Below are 19,436 nucleotides of genomic sequence, written 5' to 3'. Positions count from 1 at the left end.
TCTTGTAACTTTTTTAAATATCTCGCAATGATTATATCAATAAAATTGTCTAATTAACAGTTTTTGTAATAAAATATTAGACATAGTGAAATGATATAAAGAGGGAATTATGGCTGAAAGTACAAAAGTGGAATACAAAGATACAATAAATTTGCCGCAAACTTCACTACAAATGCGTGCAAATGCTACTCAAAAAGAACTTCAAACTCAAAAATTTTGGGAAGAAAATAATATTTACGAAAAAAACCTTGCTCAAAGAGATAAAACAAAAAGTTTTATTTTGCATGACGGTCCTCCGTATTTGAGCTCTGAAAAAATCCACGTTGGTACTGCTCTCAATAAAATTTTAAAAGATATTTTGATTAAATATAAATCCCAAAGAGGTTATTATGCTCCTTATGTACCCGGTTATGACGGACATGGACTTCCTATTGAAAATGCAGTTGTTAAAAAAATTAAAGGTGGACGTGAAGCTTTAACTCCGGCTGAACTTAGAACTAAATGCAGAGAGTTTGCTCTTAAAAATCTAAAAGGACAAGAATCAGAATTCAAACGATTAGGCGTTTGGGGTGATTGGGAACATCCTTATTTGACTATTGCAGCTGAATATGAAGCTGAACAAATAAGAGTTTTTGGCGAAATGTTCAAAAAAGGCTACATCGAAAAAGGTAAAAAACCTGTATATTGGTGTGCTTCTTGTGAAACGGCACTTGCAGAAGCAGAAGTCGAATATGCTGACATTACATCAACTTCAATTTATGTAAGATTCAAATTTGATGAAGAAGAGAAAGCTAAAGCCTACCAAGTTGCAAATGTAAATTCAAACAATGATTTATATGCGATTATTTGGACAACAACTCCTTGGACAATCCCATCAAATAGAGCGATTTGTCTAAATTCAAGATTAGAATATACAATCTTTGAGTATAAGGGGGCAAATTACTTAGTCGCAACCGATTTGCTAGATACGTTTGTTTCAGCCGTTGAATGGGACAAAAATGAAGTTAAGTCAATTGGCGGCGGTAAAGGTGCTGATTTTGAACATCTAAAAACTACCCACCCGTTATATTCAAATATAAAAAGTCCGATTATATTAGGCGACCACGTTACTTTAGAAGCAGGTACCGGCTGCGTTCATACAGCTCCTGGACACGGTCTTGAAGACTGGGAAGCTTGCCAACGATATGGAATTGAAACATTCTCACCGTTAAACTCTAAAGGTATCTGGGTTGAGTCTAAAGACTTTAATGACAATGATTTGCTTGGTGTACCTTATTATAAAGGTCACAATATTATAATGGATAAGCTTGAGTCTACAAGTGCTTTGGTTTTTAAACAAGATATTACTCACAGCTATCCGCACTGTTGGAGATGTAAAAACCCTGTCATTTACAGAGCCACAGATCAATGGTTTGTGAAAATGGACAAATTTAGAAATCAAACTTTGAAAGCTATAAAAGACGTTAAATGGATACCGGCTTCAGGAGAAAGTAGAATTTCTAACATGGTAGAAGGTCGTACAGACTGGTGCATATCAAGGCAAAGAGCTTGGGGCGTTCCTATTCCTGTGTTCTATTGTGATGATTGTGGTGAGGTTATTGTTACTGATGAAACCATTAATCATGTAGCAGATATGTTTGACAAAGAAAGCTCTGACGCTTGGGTTAAATATTCTGAAAAAGAACTTATGCCACAAGGCTTTAAGTGTCCTAAGTGTGGTGGCGTTCATTTTACTAAAGAAAAAGATATTATGGATGTTTGGTTCGATTCCGGTGTTTCTTGGAAAGCAGTTGTTGAAAAGAGAAACGCTGAGCTTGGACATACTCCGGTTGATATGTACCTTGAAGGCTCTGACCAACACAGAGGTTGGTTCCAGTCATCATTATTGACATCAATCGCAACTCAAGAAAAAGCTCCGTATAAACAAGTTTTGACTCACGGGTTCGTTTTCGGCGAAGACGGACGCAAAATGTCCAAATCTCTTGGAAATTACATCAGACCTGATGATATAATCAAAAACTATGGTGCTGATATTTTGAGGTTGTGGGCAGCTTCTGTCGACTATCGAAATGACATCAAAATTGGTGACAATATTATCAAACAGCTTGTTGAAATCTTCAAAAAAACCAGAAATACTGCAAGATTTTTATTGGGTAATTTGTTCGATTTTGACCCGTCAGTTGATTATGTGAATTATGATGAACTTAAAAATATTGATAAATTTGCACTTCATAAGCTAAATGTTTTGATTAAAAATGTTACCGAAGCTTTTGAAAGTTATGAATTTTATAAATATTTCCAACATTTGCAAAACTTTGCAGCTATTGACTTGAGCTCATTCTATCTTGATATTGTAAAAGACAGATTATACACTCAAGGTAAAAAATCCCTTTCAAGAAGAGCTTGTCAAACAGTATTGTATGAAATGTCACAAGCTATTACTAAAATATTAGTGCCGGTAATGCCTCATCAAGCAGAAGATATCTGGACAAGCGTTCCAGATTCTCAAAAAGGCGGTTTAGAAAGTGTGCTTCTTACAAATTGGCCAGAATTCAAGCCTGAATGGGAAAATAATGATTTAGATGCTGAGTTTAATGAAATCTTAAAACTTCGTGAAATCGCAACTAAAGCTATTGAACCTTTAAGAGCGGATAAAAAAATCGGAAGTTCTTTAGAGGTTGCAGTTTGGATTGAAACAGACAAAAAAGATTTAATTCAAAAATATGAAAATGAATTATGCAACATATTTATTACCTCTCAAGCAATTTTGGCGGATAAAAAACCTGATGGAACAATGAATGAGCTTGAAGAAGACGGATATAAAATCTATGTTACAAAAGCACTTGGCGAAAAATGCGAACGTTGCTGGAAATATAGAGAACTTGGTACGGTCGAGGGACATCCTACAATATGTCAAGATTGCTATGATGCTATAAGTTATCAAGTTTAATCTATTCTATTTATTTATATTAATAAAAATTTACAAGATTGGAAAATCTTGTAAATTTTTTATGCAAAATAACCTTAATTGATATATAGGGGATTATTTAATTTTAAGGGGGACTATATGCTCAATACACAAAATTCTATCGGTATGCTTGGGAAAGACAAAGAGCTTTCTAAAAAAATGTTGTCAGGTCAAAAACTTCCGGAAGGAGTTATGACTTTTAATGAATTTTGTAAAAAAGAAGGTATAAACTCAGGCATGACGGATATGGATATAAATATGACAAATGCTAAAAAAGCAAAAGCCGCATATAATAAATATTTGGAAGCGAATGGAGTTAAGCCTCAAGATAACAGTATAAATTTAGGTGGTTCAATCTTTAATTCCGAAAATAAATCAGATATTCAAAAAGCTATATATTGTTAATTAGTATTTAAGGTATATTTAGTTTTTTGAGTTGTTTTATGATATCATTGTGTTTGCGAAAGATAATAAACACAAGGATATTCTATGCAAAACGAACTTGAAAAAAAATTATTTGAATCAGTTGAAAAAAATACACCTGATTATATAAAAAATAACAATATATTAGACATTTCAAATCCTGATGAATTTGTCTTTACTCTAAAAAAAGAGCACTTGGAACCTTATGATAAGGATAAAAATCCAGAGGGCTTGAATTTAAATAGTTGGTTTAAAAATTATGCCAAAGAAGCGGCAGTTTCAACTGCAGGAATCAGAGGACCTCAAAATATTTTGTATCCTCATGATTCTCGTTTCCCTATTAACTTAATAGGTGTTATGCTTGCGACTTATGCAAAGGCATTAGTGGCAAGAGATAGATATAACGGCAAAAAAATGTTAAAATTGGTCGGCAGAGAAGTTCGATATAATTCGGAAAAATTTCTTGACTTGATTGCCAGAATTCAAGCCGCTCAAGACATCGAAACCTTAACAACTTTTGAACGTAAAACAATGCCTATTTGGATGGCTTCTTTTCTCGCATTTAAATTGGACCTTATGGGTGGCGAGTATATTACTTCCAGTCACGGTATCAGTGTGAAAAATGCAACTAAAGACTTGAACTCTCAAGGTAGTCAATATTTGCCTGAAGAATCAATGAGATTTGTTGATAAAATTAAAGAAATTTTTGAAAAAGTCGAAAAAGATGGCTCTTACGAAATAAAAATTGCTGCAAATGATGATAAAAATATTAATGATTCCTTTATGAAATCTATAAATGACGGTATTGATTTATACAAAGAATATTTACAAAACGGAGTTGCGAACATTGAAAATATAGACCTCATAAAAAAACTAAAAGAAAAAATTGTGATTGAAAATGTCGGAGGAAGTGCTTATCGAACATTGAGTAAATTGCTTGAAAAATTGGGTATTTCAGACAAATATGTTTGGATGAATATTGAAGAAGATGCTTTTTTCCACGGGATAGGCAAATATGATGAAGATCCGAAGGGCAATAAGTGCTTCTATGATTATTCGGTTGATGCGACGGTTTTATCTAAAGATAAAGAAGGAAATCCTTATTTCCCTGTTATTAAAACGCTTAAATATGATGAAAAACTAAAAGATTTTTCTGTTTCAACGCCTGTATTTATTACAGACCCGGACCATGACAGATTAACAGTTGCTCAAATTGAAAATGAAAAAAATATAGATAAAATTAAAAAAGCCGGAATTGATTATGTTAAATTGGATGAAGGCAGAGTTCTTTCAATATTGACTGCAAATCAATCATTCTTGTTAATAATGGACTTTTGGGCAAAACAGCTTAAAGAATCAGGTCAATGGAATAACCATCCAAGATTTATAATAAAAACTACTGCTTCTGCAAAATCTTGGGATGAGTGGGCTAAAGCCAATGATGTTAAAGTTATCAATGTCCCTGTAGGGTTCAAAGAAATTGCTAACATTATGAAAAAAGTCGAAAAACAAATTACCGATTTCCCAAATGAAGATGTAGTTATTACAGATGTATTCGGCAATGATGCTAATCTTGGAAAAAATCCGAGAGTGATTTTTGCAGGCGAAGAATCAGGCGGAATGATTATCGGTGCAGAAGAATTAATCAAATCAAAAGCTGGCAGAGTTGCTATTGCAATGAGAGAAAAAAGTGCGACAGAGGCAATAATTGTGGCTTCTGCGTTAGCTGCTAAACTTGAAAAACAAAATGAAACGTTCTCTCAAGCTTTATCTAATTTATTTGATGAAAATGAAATAATAGGTAGATATGACGTTCGTGAAGATATCGCTTATTACAACGAATCTGAACCTGATATTCAAAAATTAACCGAATCAAAAGTTATTGGAGAAGCTAAAAGAACTAAAAATGATTTGTTCTATTTGGCTATGGCTATTGCGAAAAATCGTGGAAATATTGGTGTTGATGATGTGAAAGTTATTTTATCCGACACTTTTAAAGATTTGAAATTTGAAAACTTAATTGATATAAAATTCGTTGGTGATGGAACATATCTTGAGTTCGACGACAAATTTATCGAAATTCGCCCATCTGGTACTGACGCAAAAACAAAGGCATACGGGGCTGGTAAAAACAAAGAAGACATTAAAAAATATGCTCAAAAACTTGGAAATTATTCAGGTGATTTGACTGAAAAATATAATAATTTGATGGATAAAAATTTATACGACAACGCAAAAGATATTTCAATGGAAGAATATCAAAAGTTTACAGACAAAGATGCAAATAACACAATATTTAAAATCCCTGATTACAAAAAAACTTTGGGTTTATAGAAAGAAGGAAATATGACTACTGCGACTGAACCAAAATTGTTGGCAACTATTCCGAGAAATGCTACGGAACAACTACAAATCGGTATAAATTCATATAAAGGAAAAAGCTACCTTGATATGAGAATTTATTATACTACCGACGATGGTGCAACTTGGAATCCTACAAAAAAAGGTGTTACCGTATCTCCTGACAATCTTGATTTACTAAAAGATGCTATTGAAGAAGCAAAAAAAGAGTTAATGTCAGAAGAAAATGCTGAATAATCCTGAAACACATGTTGATAATATAAATACGGGCATATTATATAAATATGCCCTAACTCTTGTTGATATAGCTGGTTTAGGCACGAGAACTTTTAGTTACCTAATACCTGATGAGTTACAACAAGATATGAAAATCGGGCTTCCTGTTTTGGTTCCATTTGGCACTAAGGGGCTTGTAAATGCTTTTGTTGTTGGGTTTTCTAATTATCTTGATTCCAATATTAAAGCAAAGTCTATAGTTGAAATTCTTGATAAAAGACCTGTTTTTTCACTTGAATATTTAAAACTTTTAGAATGGGTCGCCAACTATTATTGTTGTGATTTGGCAGCGGTTCTTGCACTTGCCGTTCCTATGAAATTCTTTAAGCAAAATAAAAGAAATATCACCAAAATTGAATATGACGCAACTATAAAACTTTCTAAGGAGGAAGAAACGATATTTAATTTTTTGAAGTTAGATACGCCAAATTCTGCTTCTTATGTCCAAAAACATGTTAAAATCCCTTATTCAAAGTTTTATAGAGCTGTAAGAAAACTTGAAAAATTTAATCTTATAAAAATTGAAAACATTTTAGATGAGAATACTCAAAAAACTCAATACGAAAAGTACATAAAATTTATACATAAAGACGGGGCAACCAAGCCCCAATTAAGGCTTTTGGATGGATTGGAAAAAGAAAAACAAGTTAAACTTATTGACTTTGAAAAAGATTTTGGTACCTCTCGTGTTACTACCAAAAAACTTGTAGAAAAAGGTTTTGCAGAGTTTTTTGATGTAGAAGTTTACAGAAACCCGTTAAATATTTTGAAAATATCAAATAAAGAGATAGCTCCCGAGTTAAATGAGGAACAAAATTCTGCTTTTTCTTTTATTGAGTCAAAAATTGATAATCACGAAACGTCTCCGATTTTGTTATATGGTGTTACTGCTTCAGGAAAAACTGAAGTTTATTTCAAATTAATCGATAAAGTCTTAAAACAAGGAAAAAATGTATTGTTTTTAGCACCAGAGATTGCATTGGCTTCACAATTAACAAGACGTTTGGCAAAAAGGTTTGGAATTAATGATGTTGCTATTTGGCATAGCAGTATTTCAGATGGCGAGAGATATGATGTTTGGCAAAAGCTTCGAAACAATGAGATAAAAATATTAGCAGGTGCACGTTCAGCTGTATTTGCTCCCCTCCAAAATATCGGATTGATAATAATTGACGAGGAGCACGAGGCTTCTTATAAACAAACTTCGCCTGCTCCAAGATATAATGCAAAAACTGTTGCTTCAAAACTTGCTGAATTCTATAATTCTGCTTTAATTCTCGGTAGTGCTACACCTGATGTGCAAACATATTATTTTGCAAAGAATACAAACAATTTAGTTACTTTAACAAAGCGGTTTAATGATGCACCAATGGCAAAGGTTTCAATCATTGACATGCGAGATGAGTTTATCAAGCAAAATAAAAGTATTTTTTCGAGAACTTTAATTCGAGCAATTGATGATAATTTATCAGAAAATAAACAAACAATGCTTTTAATGAATAGACGCGGCTTTTCTACGCAAATATTATGTAAAAATTGTGGTGAAATTATTGAATGTCCTAATTGTTCAATCCCGATGATATGGCATGAAGCTGAAAAAATATTAAAATGCCACTGGTGTAACCATCAAGGTCCAATGCCCGCAGTTTGCCCTAAATGCGGTTCAGACGCAATTCGTGGCTATGGTATAGGTACACAAAGAGTAGAATCTATCGTTCAAAAATTGTTTCCAGATGCTAGAATTGACCGTCTTGATTCTGATGTCTTGACTACTAAAAGTGGGCATATTGACATTTTGGATAAGTTTTCTAACGGTGAAATTGATATTTTAATTGGTACTCAAATGATTGCAAAAGGCTTGGACAATCCAAATGTTACATTGGTTGGGGTTATTAATTCTGATTCAAGTTTTAATCTTCCTGATTATAGGTCCTCAGAACGTGGATTTCAGCTCCTTACCCAAGTTGCAGGCAGAGCCGGTAGGGGTGAGTTTTCAGGAAAAGTCTTTTTTCAAACATATAACCCCGATTTTTATGCTATTGAAACTGCTAAAGAACAAGATTATTCTTCTTTCTACAGTGAAGAAATAGACTCTCGGAGTGCATTTGACTATCCTCCTTTTAGTCAAATTTTGAAAATAGTAATAAGCTCAGAAAATAATTTTAGAGCTGAAAAATCTGCCCAAGAGATAGTTTTAAGACTCAATACAATTATTGATAAACACGGTATTTCAGAAAGGCTTATTGTCTTAGGACCTTCAAGTTGTATTTTGGAGCGAATAAACAATGAATACCGTTTTCAAATACTTATAAAAAATAAAATGGATAAAAAAGGTCACTTTTTTATATCTTCATTCTTGCAAAAAATTAAGCTTCCGCAGGACATAAAGCTCGTAGTTGATATTGACCCGATTGATATATTATAAAAGTTTTTATGTTTTATATAGCCAAATCCAGTTCGCTAAAGAACGGTAATATTGGTAAAACTCTACAAAATGTTGTGGTGTTTGTTTTTTCACAGTCTGTATCAACTGTATAACTTTTTTTAAAGAAGGTTGACGTATCGTTATTGTAAGCCTTTGTACCACTTATAGGAGATGGAAACTCGGCAGCTCTACTTATTGCTTCTCTTATTGGGAGATAAGTATATTTTAAATCTTTAGTTAAATCCGTGCTACATCCGTTTTCGTATGTGCATAATTGGACATTGGCTAAGAAGTGGTTGGGGTCATCAGCTAAGGGGGACATCGGCATTACAACTCCGCCATCTGTTATTGCAAAAAAGACGATATCGGGAGTCCTTTTTCCTGTGTAAGATTGGGAATCAATCTGGTTTGGTCCTTTTTCACCGTTTAAATCAACTGCAATATAAGCAACTTGCTCATTAAAATAATTAGTTGTACCCGGTGTAACGAACGCAGTAGGTATATATAATCTCATGCCGTTAATTAAAACGATTGAGGGCTTATCAGGTGTAGTAAGACTGGTCACATTGTTATAAGTATTTGAACAAGGTGTTGTACCTGCTTCTGTACTGAATATATCTGCCATTTTTTGGCAAAAATTTACAGTTGTTCCTGTTTCTGTGTACCCATAAGAAATCTTTTTTGTTGGACTTGTTGCAACCATTTCGCCTGCAATGTCTTTAAGGTTTTTGTAAGCAGCTATATATAGGTGTTTATAGTTATTTTGCCTTTGTACAACGACTTGAGTCCCTAAAGAAACTAATACGCCAACTAGTAGAAGCATTACTAAAACTTCAGCCAAAGTAAAAGCACATTTATTCTTTAAAAACTTACAAATCTGCATATTAATATAGTACCCTATTTTCGTAAGTTATACAACGGTTTGACATAATTTACCTGACAAAATGTTTTAGTATTGTTTGTTCGTAAACAATCATTATTTATGTCTCTTTTTATCTTATAAGACACATTAGATTTACAATAATCGCCGTATATTGAAGGTGTATCAGCCGCACAATATCCTTGTCTATAAGTTAGAGCTGTTTTTTTATTTGTATCTTTAAGTACATAAACAGGATTTTTATCGTTTTTAATGTTAAAAACTTTTACTTTTACTTTTATGTAATCTTGATTTTCCGCAGCGTCGCCAAGTGGTAGAATTTCTCCGTTTTCAAAAATAACGAAAGAAACAATATCGATATCCGGTTTATTTGGTGCCTTAGCTCCATTCAAATCTATCGCCAAAATTCTATAATAATAATCCTCTGTTTCGACAATCGGGGACAAATAGTAGCGTTGTCCGTTAGCAAGAGTAAATGTAGGGTCAACAATATTTTCAGCATTAAGTGATAGGAACGGTTCTTTAATATTTGCAGGGTACAATGCTTCACACGTGTCAGCTGAGCCTTCTGTGTCAATTGCATTTAAAATATTGGAGCAAAGTTCTTTATCGGATTTTTTCATTTTTTTATCAGGTGATAATGAAATCATTTCTGAAACAACTTTTTTTAAGTTGCCAAAGGTTTGATAATAGTTTGCTTGATAGTCAGGAACGAATGGGTTTACCCAAATAACAACAATGGTTGAAACTATAATTAGAATTGAAATCATTATAAGAAGTTCGCTTAAAGAAACGGCTTTTTTATTGTTCATCATGTCGGAATAACCTCTCTTAAAAAATTATAGCAATCTTTATATCTATCAACTCCTATTATAGCATTTTGAAGGTCTAAAGCACAATCGTTTATATCAAGTACGGTAGAATTTTCTTTGACAGCAAGTATCGGAATGTTTTTAGCAATAGCGTCGAGGACAACTGATGAGCCAATAGCCGTGTGAGGAACTATAATTGAGCGGATATCATTGCAATTTAATAAAGAATCATTGTAACCATTGAAAATAAGAGGTGCATTTTGGAGTCCAAGCAATAAGCACGGCAAAAAAGTAGGAGTTATGTATTCAGCTGAAGCTCTTGCGTCTACAAGATCAGTCGTTATATCAATTTCTTCAAATGCAGGTGCGTGTACTACGGGTATCATCAATTCTTTTGTCAGATAATGTGATATTATCGCCTCAATTCCTCCTACTATATCAGGAGAATTGCCGAATTTGTAATTGTCTTCAGGTGGTTCTTCGAACTTGCAAACCACTGCAATCGTTTGAGCTCCTCTCTCAATTAATTTTTTTGCAGCCTTGAGCATTGTTTCATTGTTTTGCACTCTCCCCGATGAAACTCCGGCCGGCGTCATGAAATATTCAATTCCGCATTCTTCTTCTGTGATTTCGTACCCCATTATATTGCAGGAATAAACGGTTTTTACGGCACCAATGGTGTTTAAATGGATGTTTAAAATTCCATTTGAAATTGCTTTATCAAAGATTATGCCAATTGAGTTGTTAGTAGATGGTTTTAGTGATAAATTACCTTTCATAAACTGACCAATTGACCAACCTTCTACATAAAACATGTTTTCACGTATTCCTGAAAAACAGGCAGCGTTTACAACATTGGGGTTTACAATTAGCGGGAATGTTTTAGCGATTTTTTGGGCGTATGGACTGGCATCACCTGCATATCCTCCTATACTTGCCCCAATTCCGGTTGGTACAATAAATAATGATAATTTATTTTTATATTTTTTGTATGGCATTATAATTCAACAGCCTCGTTTGGTTTTAAAATTGTAGCTTTTTGTCCTTGTCTTTCAAGTAAAACCTCAAGTTCTGTCGGATTTGCTTTTATTGCCTCAAAGGTGTTGTAGTGCATAGGGATAACTTCCTTTGTTCTTAGCATTCTTGCAGCCATAGCGGCTTCGTTTATCCCCATAGTGAAAAGTCCGCCAATAGGGAGTAATGAATAATATGGTTCATATAGTTCGCCTATAAGTTTCATTTCTGTATTTAAAGCTGTATCGCCAGCGTGATAGATTTTTACACCATCAATTTCAAAAATTACACCTGTCGGCATTCCTGCGTATTGACCGTCTGGAGTTGAGCTTGAATGAAAAGCCGGTACGAAAATCATTTTTCCCCATTCAAAACTTAATTCAGCTCCCATTCCGACAGGCATTGCTTTTGCCCCACGTTGGGCACAATAATTTGCGAGTTCGAAAATTGCAATTATTGTCGCACCTGTTTTTTTTGCAATTGGGATGGCATCGCCCAAATGGTCACCATGCCCATGGGTTAGTATAATATGTGTAATTTTGTTGTGGTTTAAATCGAATTTTGCGTATGGATTTTGGGAGATGAAGGGGTCAATTAATATGCCGCTATTTTCTGTTTTTATGTAAAATGCACTGTGTCCGATGTATCGTAATTCGTTTGTCAAAATAAAAACCTCTTGAGCTCTCTCTTTTTAATCATACGTTTGTGATTATACCAAATTATTGATAATAATAAAAGCTTACCATAGAATATAAATCTAAAAATGTGCTTGACGCAATTATATGTTATTGCTAAAATGAGTATAACTGTTACGGGATGTGGCGCAGCTTGGTAGCGCACCTCGTTTGGGACGAGGGGGTCGCACGTTCAAATCGTGTCATCCCGACCATTAAGAAAGAGCTTTCGGGCTCTTTTTTCTATATAAATCAAATTGAACCTATCCGTTAAACAAAGTTTTATCTGGGGAGCTCGGAAATTTATCACTACTATAGTGTGCTCTTTGTCAAGACTATTTTTAGAGGTTTCTTAGAATTCCCGACAGTTTATGAACGCTATCAAAAACTTGCCGAGAACATAGTAAAAGATGTAAGATGCTATTTAGATTATACTTAACTAATCATATTTTAATTTATTGGTTTAAAAAAGATGATGAAATAAAGCTCTACAATCAAATATCCACCTATACAAATAATTGGAGGAAAAAACGAAATGAACAATAAAATAATTCCAGTAATGCACTGTTTTGATGACAATTATGCACTGCCTGCCAGTGTGTCTTTTTATTCAATGCTTGATAATGCTGATAAAAATTATAATTATAAATTATATGTTTTGCATACAGATATTACACAAGAAAATCAAAAAAAATTACAAGAAACAATCGCCCCTTTTTTAAACGCAACATTAGAATTTATTAATATGGAAAACAAATTTGATAACTTGTGGAAAAACTTAAACATTAAAGGACATTATTCAAAAGAAATGTTTTACAAATTTTTACCAGCAAGTATTTTTCCGCAATATGAAAAAATTATTATCACAGATGTCGATGTTGTTTGGCTTGGCGATATTTCAAAAACCTATATTGATTTTGATGTAAATGAGGATTTTTATTTTGCAGGGTGCAAAGGAGCACTTAAAAAAAATAGCTGGGTTTATCAATGTGTAAAGAGCAATTATGAAAAAAATTTTTCAGAAGAAGAACAAAGCCAAATTTTGGTTAGTGCGGGATATTATATTTTTAATTTAAGTAAAATGCGTAGAGATAATATGGGGGAAAATTTTATAGATTGTGCCACAAAAAACGCATATAGAATTATGCAGCCGGAGCAAGATGTTATTAACTTATGTTGTTATCCTAAAATAAAATTAATGCCGCTTAACAGTGTTGTTTGCACTTATGTTTATGATTTATATAAAACGGATGAAGATTTTGAAAATGACCTAATTCATACAGCACAAGATATTAAAGACGCTATGCAACATCCAATTTAACTGCATTATGCGACACAAATAAAACCATGGAAAAATCCCGATTGCACTCGTGCAGATGAATTCTTTAAGGTTTTAGTAAAAACACCATTTTTAAATGATTGGCTACAAAAACAAAAGCCTGAATCATCAAAGATAAAAATCAAAAAAATCGTAAACTTTAAATTGCCTATTGGAAAAAATAAAAAATTATCTCTAGAGATAAGCAAAATCAAAAATATGTAAAAAGATTTAGAATTAATAAAAGAGTTGTGTAATGAAAAAACTGGAATGCTGCAACCATATTTGTTCACATAGATTGGCTACTGTAATAAACAAGTTGTAATGATATTAGATTGACTTTGAGATAGAGATATGTAGCTTAAAATAATAACAGGCGTAAATTATTCAAATTTTCATTTGTAAGATAGCCGGTATTTTATATTCGGAACTTTTTGGACGCTAAATCTTAATTTAATTAATCAGTCTTATTGATATAAAATTAACTTTGAGATGAAGATATATGTTGTTTTAAACTCTATTTCATAAAATATTGACTATTTAGTTCTAATAAACCATTATTCAGGTTAATAAAATTAATTTTACTAAAATTGTATTTATAAATAGAAGCAATAATAATTTGATGATTGCTAAAATCACGTTTTAAAATCTTAATCATTTCTTCAATGTTGCAATCATCTATTTCTTTTCCTCGAGGAGAATCTAAAATTATAGGAATATTTATATGTGCATATTGTTCTAAGCAAAATACATAAGCTAATTTAAAAGCAAACACTATTTTATGAAAAACTGCACCACTTAAACTTTTCAAATCAGATGTAAAAATATAGTCCTTTCTCGGACTAAGGTATGAAGAGTTTACGCCTAATTCTTCCGTATATTTTCTTATAATATTGTTTAGCATATTAACTATTTCAGTTTCGGATTTAGTTTTAATGTCTATTTCTGTTTCTATATTTCTTTTCTCTATATTAATTTTATTTATCATATTTTTTACAGCATTATAATTTATATTGATTTTTGAAATATCATTATCAAATTGCTCGATTAGAGTTTTTACAGACATTAACGGCATTACTTGTTTTTTTTCATTAATTAAGAATTTTATTTTATTATCAATTTTTACGATTTGAGTTTTTAATATATTAACTTTTGTTGAAATATATTCATTATTGTCGGTATAACCAATAATTGTTTTAGCATTAACTGGGATTTTAATACCATCTTTATTTTGAACAGATAATTGCATCTTTGAAATATAATTTTTGAAATTTTTATTTTTGTTTAAAACCTTTTTTAATTCTTCTAATTCCAAAACGAGTGGCTTTTTTTGTATTTGAAGTGTTACGATTTTTTTATTAATTTCATCATCTAAGGAGTCGTATTTTTTACTTTGGGTTATGTCTTGGATTTGTAGTTGATAATTTGCAACATCAAACATACTCTTATATTTATTTAACTGATAAGTTAAATAATTTAAATTATTATAAAGTTCACTGCAATCTATATTACCAAGACCTTGTACAAAATTATGAATGTTAAAATGATTACTACCAATAACAACGCCCCTATTAAGTAAAGTCCAACCTTTTTCTTGGTCAACATACATTATTCCGAGTATATTATTAATTATATTTAAATTTTCTATACCAAAAATTTTTGATAATAAAATATCTTTATCTGCCGGCAACGAATAATATTCAATTTTATTATCAATCATTTTTAAAGAACAATAATTTTGTGTTCTTGTAATATCAAAATGCTCATTTGAATCGCTTGTTACCTTCAAATAACAAGTATATTCTTCCATTTTTAAACCTTTTGTACTCGGTATAGAAAAACCCATTGCATAAAGTAAAAACCGTAAAAGAGTCGTTTTGCCCGTACTATTATTTTCACTATTTATCAGTGTAACAATAGAATTAAAATTAAAAAACCAATGAAATAATCCTTTTTGGATTTTAAGAGACTCTATATTCATAAATTAGCAGCCTCCTTTATTTTTTCTATATGAAATCTTTTTAAAATAATTTTTTTTAATATGATTTGAATTAAACATTTTCTATCTTCCGTAGATAAATAATTATCTATAAATTCATTTTCAAAATCTTTGTATTTTGTCCTAATAAAAGACTGTAAATTCCCTTCTCCTTTAATTTTATAATCAGAATACTTTCCAAGAACTTTGGAAACCAATGAGAAGTCATCAGACATTATGTTGATAATGCTATTGTAATTGTTTTTTATTTCTTGTATTTGAGCAGAATCGCAATCTTCAAGAATTTCATCCCCTATATCCATTTCGCACATTTGAACAATCAATGTCCACATCATCTTTTTCTTTGTTATTGTAATTGTGTCATCAGGAACAGTAGAATTAAAAAAATATTCTTTTTGCCATGTATCTAATATTTTCTTACTATCTATATTAGTTATCATATTAAGTTGACCTATAAATTCAAAAACGGCCCTTTTTATTTCTTTGTACCGATTATTTTCTTCACTCCCGATAAAAGGTAAAACTGCAATATATATTTTATTTGTATCTATATCATATTTACCATCTTTAATAATTTTATCAATTTTGTTTCTGCATTTTTTCGGTAAATCTATATAAGGAATTTGGGATGTTGTACTAAAATAGCCAACTGTAGATTGATCACTTAACGGATTAGAATGGTTAGTTATATATATTAATTTTTCAACGTTATCATTTTTGCTCGCATCATTTAAAGTTTTTATTGCATCTTTTAACTTTTTTGATAAATTTGCAGTATCATCTGCATTTAGTATTGATTTTGCTTGGGAATATATAATGTTTCCGTCTGTTAATTTTATTTCTATATCTTCAGTTTGGCTCTCTACTTTTACACTATCTGCACGTTTTATATTTTCAAGCATTAGTAAAATTGCAGCATTTGTTTGAAAATCCCAACCAAAAATCGAAGCTGAGGCATTTCTTGTTTTCTTTTTTGTCTTTTTTACATTAACCATAGTAAAATTCTACAACAAATATTTTATAAATTATTAGTATAATAATTTTTCTTTAAATGTACAATAGTAATAGAAATAATATTGATATTATTATAATGTTATTCTTAATAAAAAATATCATTTTATTTTTCATCTATTTCATAATTAAAATATTTTTTGAATATTTTAGTGTTATTGTCGATTATTTTGACTTCAGCAGAGGTTAAATCGTATAATTTATAAACCCTAATGCCCCTTTGATTTTCCTGTTTTTTTATTTTAGCTTCATAAATGTTTTTAAGTAAAAATTTAACTATAAAACTCTTTCAATTTCAAATAATTAGGATTTTGGCGCATGTCGGCAATAATGTGCCAAATAGAATCTTTTTTCTGTCTTTTTACAAATTTTTCAAAATCAGAATCGGATATTGAATATGTTAGACGTAAAATTTCTTTAAAACCTAATATTGAAAGATTATTTTTCCCTATTAATTTTCTCAAACTTGTTAGCCAATACACATCATTATAACTATATAATCGTGTATTATTATTTTCACGATATGGAATAACCAATTTTTCTTCATCATAAGTTCTTAATCTATCAGCAGATAGGTTTATTTCTTTTGCAACTTGGCTTACTTTTAATATTGGTTTATTTAAATCTAACATTTCACCTCACTTTCTAGCATGTTATTTGCTACAGAAATTGTTTTCAATTTAGTTGCGAAACAATTTGAAAACAAAAATATTTACATATTTTAAATTAGGTATTAAAATATTAGTTTTTGTGATATTCATATAACTATACTTAATCCTAAATAGGTGTTTATGAAAACAGAATCTGAGGCTAAAGCAAGAATAAAAATTAATAAATTACTTGAAGATGCTGAGTGGCGTTTGATTGATGATGAAAAAGGCAGAGCTAATGTCGATTTAGAATATTCAACCAAAATAAAAAGAGATGATAAGTTTAAAACCGGACTTTTAGATTATTTATTGTTTGATTCTAAAGGTTTCCCACTTTGTGTTTTAGAAGCAAAACGTGAAGATATAAATCCGCTTTTTGCAAAAGACCAAGCACGAGCTTATGCAATGAGTCAAAATATTAGGTTTGTAATTCTTTCAAACGGAAATATTCATTATCTTTGGGATATCGAAATCGGTAATCCTGAAATTATAACATCAATGCCTACGCAAGAATCCTTAGAGCAAAGAACAGGTTTCAAGCCCAATACTAAGACTTTGTATTTTGAAAATATTACAAAAGAATATGTTGCACTTATGCAAAATCCGAATTTGCTAAAAGAACCTGATTATATTGATGAATCAAAACGCAAGAAATTCTGTTTTGATAATGGTTATAGACTTTTAAGAGATTACCAAATCAATGCAATAAAAGCATTACAGCAATCAGCAAAAGAGGATAATAACAGATTTCTATTTGAAATGGCAACAGGTACCGGTAAAACATTAACTTCTGCAGGTATTATTAAATTATTTTTAAAAACAGGGAACGCCAAAAGAGTCTTATTTTTGGTTGATAGAATCGAACTTGAAAAACAGGTTAAAAAGAATTTTGATGATTATTTAAAAGATTATACTTGTGTAATTTATAAAGAAGTCAGAAACGATTGGCGAAAAGCAGAAGTCGTAATTACTACTATTCAAAGCCTTTTAGTTGATGATAGGTACAAAAGAATATTTTCTCCAACCGATTTTGACCTTGTAATTTCTGATGAAAGCCATCGTTGCATTGGAGGAAATTCAAGGGCAGTATTTGAATATTTCATCGGCTATAAATTAGGATTAACTGCAACACCAAAAGATTATATAAGAAATGTTGATACTAAAAAACTAAAATTTGAAGACCCTAAGGCGTTGGAAAGAAGAATTTTACTTGATACATATAAAACTTTTGGCTGCGAAAGTGGTGAACCAACTTTTAGATATAGCTTGCTTGATGGTGTTAGAGATAAATTTTTAATCAATCCAAAAGTTGTTGACGCCAGAACTGAAATTACAACAGAAATTCTTTCAGAAAAAGGTTATTCGGTTGTACAGATTACTGATGACGGGGACGAGGAAGAACAACAAGTATTTGCAAGAGATTTTGAAAAGAAATTTTTCTCAGAAAATACAAATATTCAATTCTGTAAAACATTATTAGAAAATGGATTAAAAGACCCTATTTCCGGTGAATTTGGTAAAACGATTGTATTTTGCGTAAGCCAAGACCATTGTGCAAAAATTACACAAATATTAAATCAAATGGCGCACAAAATCTGGGAAGGTAAGTATAACTCTGATTTTGCAGTTCAAGTTACATCTTGTGTGCCTACAGCTCAAGATATGACAACATATTTTTCTAATGATAATTTAAACGGAAACTCAAGATTTTTAGATGATTATAAATCCTCAAAAACAAGAATTTGTGTAACTGTCGGAATGATGACAACAGGCTATGATTGCCAAAATATTTTAAACTTAGCATTAATGCGTCCAATTTTCTCACCTACCGATTTTGTTCAGATAAAAGGTCGTGGTACAAGAAAAAACACTTTTAAATACCCTACAACAAAACCGACTGAATACAAAGAAAAAGAATATTTTAAACTCTTTGATTTCTTCGCAAATTGTGAATATTTTGAACACGAATTCAATTATGATGAAGAATTAAAACTTCCAAGAGAAAGAAGTGGCGAAGGTGGAACAGGTGGTGGAAAACCTCCATTAGAAACTCTTGAAATATTTGACCCAGATAAATTAAAAGAATTAAAGGAAATATCTATCGGACTTGATGGAATGAAAATTGATAGAGAATTATTCCAACAAGCAAAAGAAACATTTACACAAGATGAGGATATTAAAACGGCTGTAAATAATGAAGATTGGCAACAAGCAGAACATATTGTAAAAGAAAAATACGAAAACAAACCAAATTTATTTGTTACTTTGGATAAGTTGAGAAAATCAGAGAATCTTGACAGACGACTTTCTTGGATAGAAGTTTTGCAACGTGCTTTTGGACTTATTAATAAATTTAAGAACCAAGATGAATTGCTTGAAGATGAATGTGACAAGTACATTTCTATTTACAAACCTGAGTCTGAATATGTTCCCTATATCAAAAATTTTATAAAAGCGTACGCAACTGACGGACAATTTAGAAATATTATTGAATGCAAAAAGTTTCAAGAGTTGAATTTTTACGCAGGCTTCACGATGGAAGATTATAAACATTTGAACGGTTTTAGAGCGACTTTGCCTGAATACATTAAAGATAATATCGTTCTAAATAAATATATGTAACCT

Annotated in this window: 14 protein-coding genes and 1 tRNA gene; 8 read left to right on the top strand and 7 right to left on the bottom strand. The window is 31.3% G+C overall.

Going from position 1 to position 19,436, the window contains the following annotated elements; translation table 11 throughout:
- Positions 1–109 precede the first annotated feature (109 nt).
- The 5 genes from ileS (at position 110) to priA (ending at position 8,453) form a co-directional block, all read left to right on the top strand.
- Positions 110–2,950 (top strand): isoleucine--tRNA ligase, encoded by a 2,841-nt coding sequence (ileS, locus tag PHV37_06710; protein MDD3237772.1) that lies wholly within the window; start codon positions 110–112, stop codon positions 2,948–2,950.
- A gap of 117 nt (positions 2,951–3,067) precedes the next feature.
- The gene (locus PHV37_06705) at positions 3,068–3,373 is read left to right on the top strand and encodes a hypothetical protein (protein MDD3237771.1); all 306 of its coding nucleotides are present in this window, start codon (positions 3,068–3,070) and stop codon (positions 3,371–3,373) included.
- A gap of 84 nt (positions 3,374–3,457) precedes the next feature.
- Positions 3,458–5,725, top strand: a complete 2,268-nt coding sequence (locus PHV37_06700; protein MDD3237770.1) for a hypothetical protein — start codon at positions 3,458–3,460, stop codon at positions 5,723–5,725.
- Positions 5,726–5,737: 12 nt separating this feature from the next.
- The gene (locus PHV37_06695) at positions 5,738–5,989 is read left to right on the top strand and encodes a transcriptional coactivator p15/PC4 family protein (protein ID MDD3237769.1); all 252 of its coding nucleotides are present in this window, start codon (positions 5,738–5,740) and stop codon (positions 5,987–5,989) included.
- Positions 5,979–8,453 (top strand): primosomal protein N', encoded by a 2,475-nt coding sequence (gene priA, locus PHV37_06690; protein MDD3237768.1) that lies wholly within the window; start codon positions 5,979–5,981, stop codon positions 8,451–8,453. Before PHV37_06695 ends, priA begins: the two co-directional genes overlap by 11 nt.
- 13 nt (positions 8,454–8,466) lie before the next feature.
- On the opposite strand, the gene PHV37_06685 is transcribed toward priA, so the two are convergent.
- Genes PHV37_06685 through PHV37_06670 form a run of 4 tightly spaced genes read right to left on the bottom strand, consistent with a single transcriptional unit; the run spans position 8,467 to position 11,823 of the window.
- Positions 8,467–9,336: a hypothetical protein gene (locus PHV37_06685; GenBank protein ID MDD3237767.1), complete on the bottom strand. Its 870-nt coding sequence runs from the start codon at positions 9,334–9,336 to the stop codon at positions 8,467–8,469.
- A 14-nt stretch (positions 9,337–9,350) separates the two neighbouring features.
- Entirely contained in the window at positions 9,351–10,148 is a 798-nt protein-coding gene (locus PHV37_06680; protein MDD3237766.1) for a hypothetical protein, read from the bottom strand.
- Positions 10,145–11,143, bottom strand: a complete 999-nt coding sequence (locus tag PHV37_06675) for a DUF3326 domain-containing protein (GenBank protein MDD3237765.1) — start codon at positions 11,141–11,143, stop codon at positions 10,145–10,147. The genes PHV37_06680 and PHV37_06675 overlap by 4 nt, the downstream gene beginning before the upstream one ends.
- Positions 11,143–11,823, bottom strand: a complete 681-nt coding sequence (locus tag PHV37_06670) for a metal-dependent hydrolase (protein ID MDD3237764.1) — start codon at positions 11,821–11,823, stop codon at positions 11,143–11,145. The genes PHV37_06675 and PHV37_06670 overlap by 1 nt, the downstream gene beginning before the upstream one ends.
- Before the next feature lie 148 nt (positions 11,824–11,971).
- On the opposite strand from PHV37_06670, the gene PHV37_06665 reads away from it, so the two are divergent.
- Positions 11,972–12,048: transfer RNA gene (locus tag PHV37_06665), tRNA-Pro, on the top strand.
- 320 nt (positions 12,049–12,368) lie between these two features.
- Positions 12,369–13,154, top strand: a complete 786-nt coding sequence (locus PHV37_06660) for a glycosyltransferase (protein ID MDD3237763.1) — start codon at positions 12,369–12,371, stop codon at positions 13,152–13,154.
- Between the two features lie 514 nt (positions 13,155–13,668).
- Here the strand turns inward: PHV37_06660 and PHV37_06655 are convergent.
- The 3 genes from PHV37_06655 to PHV37_06645 form a co-directional block, all read right to left on the bottom strand.
- On the bottom strand, positions 13,669–15,132 hold the full coding sequence (locus PHV37_06655; GenBank protein MDD3237762.1) for a hypothetical protein: 1,464 nt from the start codon (positions 15,130–15,132) through the stop codon (positions 13,669–13,671).
- Positions 15,129–16,145: a hypothetical protein gene (locus PHV37_06650; GenBank protein MDD3237761.1), complete on the bottom strand. Its 1,017-nt coding sequence runs from the start codon at positions 16,143–16,145 to the stop codon at positions 15,129–15,131. The genes PHV37_06655 and PHV37_06650 overlap by 4 nt, the downstream gene beginning before the upstream one ends.
- Before the next feature lie 288 nt (positions 16,146–16,433).
- Positions 16,434–16,793 (bottom strand): MerR family transcriptional regulator, encoded by a 360-nt coding sequence (locus tag PHV37_06645; GenBank protein ID MDD3237760.1) that lies wholly within the window; start codon positions 16,791–16,793, stop codon positions 16,434–16,436.
- 159 nt (positions 16,794–16,952) lie between these two features.
- Between PHV37_06645 and PHV37_06640 the strand changes: the two genes are divergently transcribed.
- The gene (locus PHV37_06640) at positions 16,953–19,433 is read left to right on the top strand and encodes a DEAD/DEAH box helicase family protein (GenBank protein MDD3237759.1); all 2,481 of its coding nucleotides are present in this window, start codon (positions 16,953–16,955) and stop codon (positions 19,431–19,433) included.
- Positions 19,434–19,436: the final 3 nt, after the last annotated feature.

The organism is Candidatus Gastranaerophilales bacterium, from assembly GCA_028693235.1.
Lineage (GTDB): Bacteria > Cyanobacteriota > Vampirovibrionia > Gastranaerophilales > Gastranaerophilaceae > JAQUVW01.
Note: the sequence above shows the minus strand (reverse complement) of the source record. Positions and strands in the feature narration are given on the sequence as shown.

Excerpts from the sequence above, each read along its gene's own strand:
- ileS (MDD3237772.1), top strand. The coding sequence starts at position 110 with ATGGCTGAAAGTACAAAAGTGGAATACAAAGATACAATAAATTTGCCG.
- PHV37_06705 (MDD3237771.1), top strand. The coding sequence starts at position 3,068 with ATGCTCAATACACAAAATTCTATCGGTATGCTTGGGAAAGACAAAGAG.
- PHV37_06700 (MDD3237770.1), top strand. The coding sequence starts at position 3,458 with ATGCAAAACGAACTTGAAAAAAAATTATTTGAATCAGTTGAAAAAAAT.
- PHV37_06695 (MDD3237769.1), top strand. The coding sequence starts at position 5,738 with ATGACTACTGCGACTGAACCAAAATTGTTGGCAACTATTCCGAGAAAT.
- priA (MDD3237768.1), top strand. The coding sequence starts at position 5,979 with ATGCTGAATAATCCTGAAACACATGTTGATAATATAAATACGGGCATA.
- PHV37_06685 (MDD3237767.1), bottom strand. The coding sequence starts at position 9,336 with ATGCAGATTTGTAAGTTTTTAAAGAATAAATGTGCTTTTACTTTGGCT.
- PHV37_06680 (MDD3237766.1), bottom strand. The coding sequence starts at position 10,148 with ATGATGAACAATAAAAAAGCCGTTTCTTTAAGCGAACTTCTTATAATG.
- PHV37_06675 (MDD3237765.1), bottom strand. The coding sequence starts at position 11,143 with ATGCCATACAAAAAATATAAAAATAAATTATCATTATTTATTGTACCA.
- PHV37_06660 (MDD3237763.1), top strand. The coding sequence starts at position 12,369 with ATGAACAATAAAATAATTCCAGTAATGCACTGTTTTGATGACAATTAT.
- PHV37_06655 (MDD3237762.1), bottom strand. The coding sequence starts at position 15,132 with ATGAATATAGAGTCTCTTAAAATCCAAAAAGGATTATTTCATTGGTTT.
- PHV37_06650 (MDD3237761.1), bottom strand. The coding sequence starts at position 16,145 with ATGGTTAATGTAAAAAAGACAAAAAAGAAAACAAGAAATGCCTCAGCT.
- PHV37_06645 (MDD3237760.1), bottom strand. The coding sequence starts at position 16,793 with ATGTTAGATTTAAATAAACCAATATTAAAAGTAAGCCAAGTTGCAAAA.
- PHV37_06640 (MDD3237759.1), top strand. The coding sequence starts at position 16,953 with ATGAAAACAGAATCTGAGGCTAAAGCAAGAATAAAAATTAATAAATTA.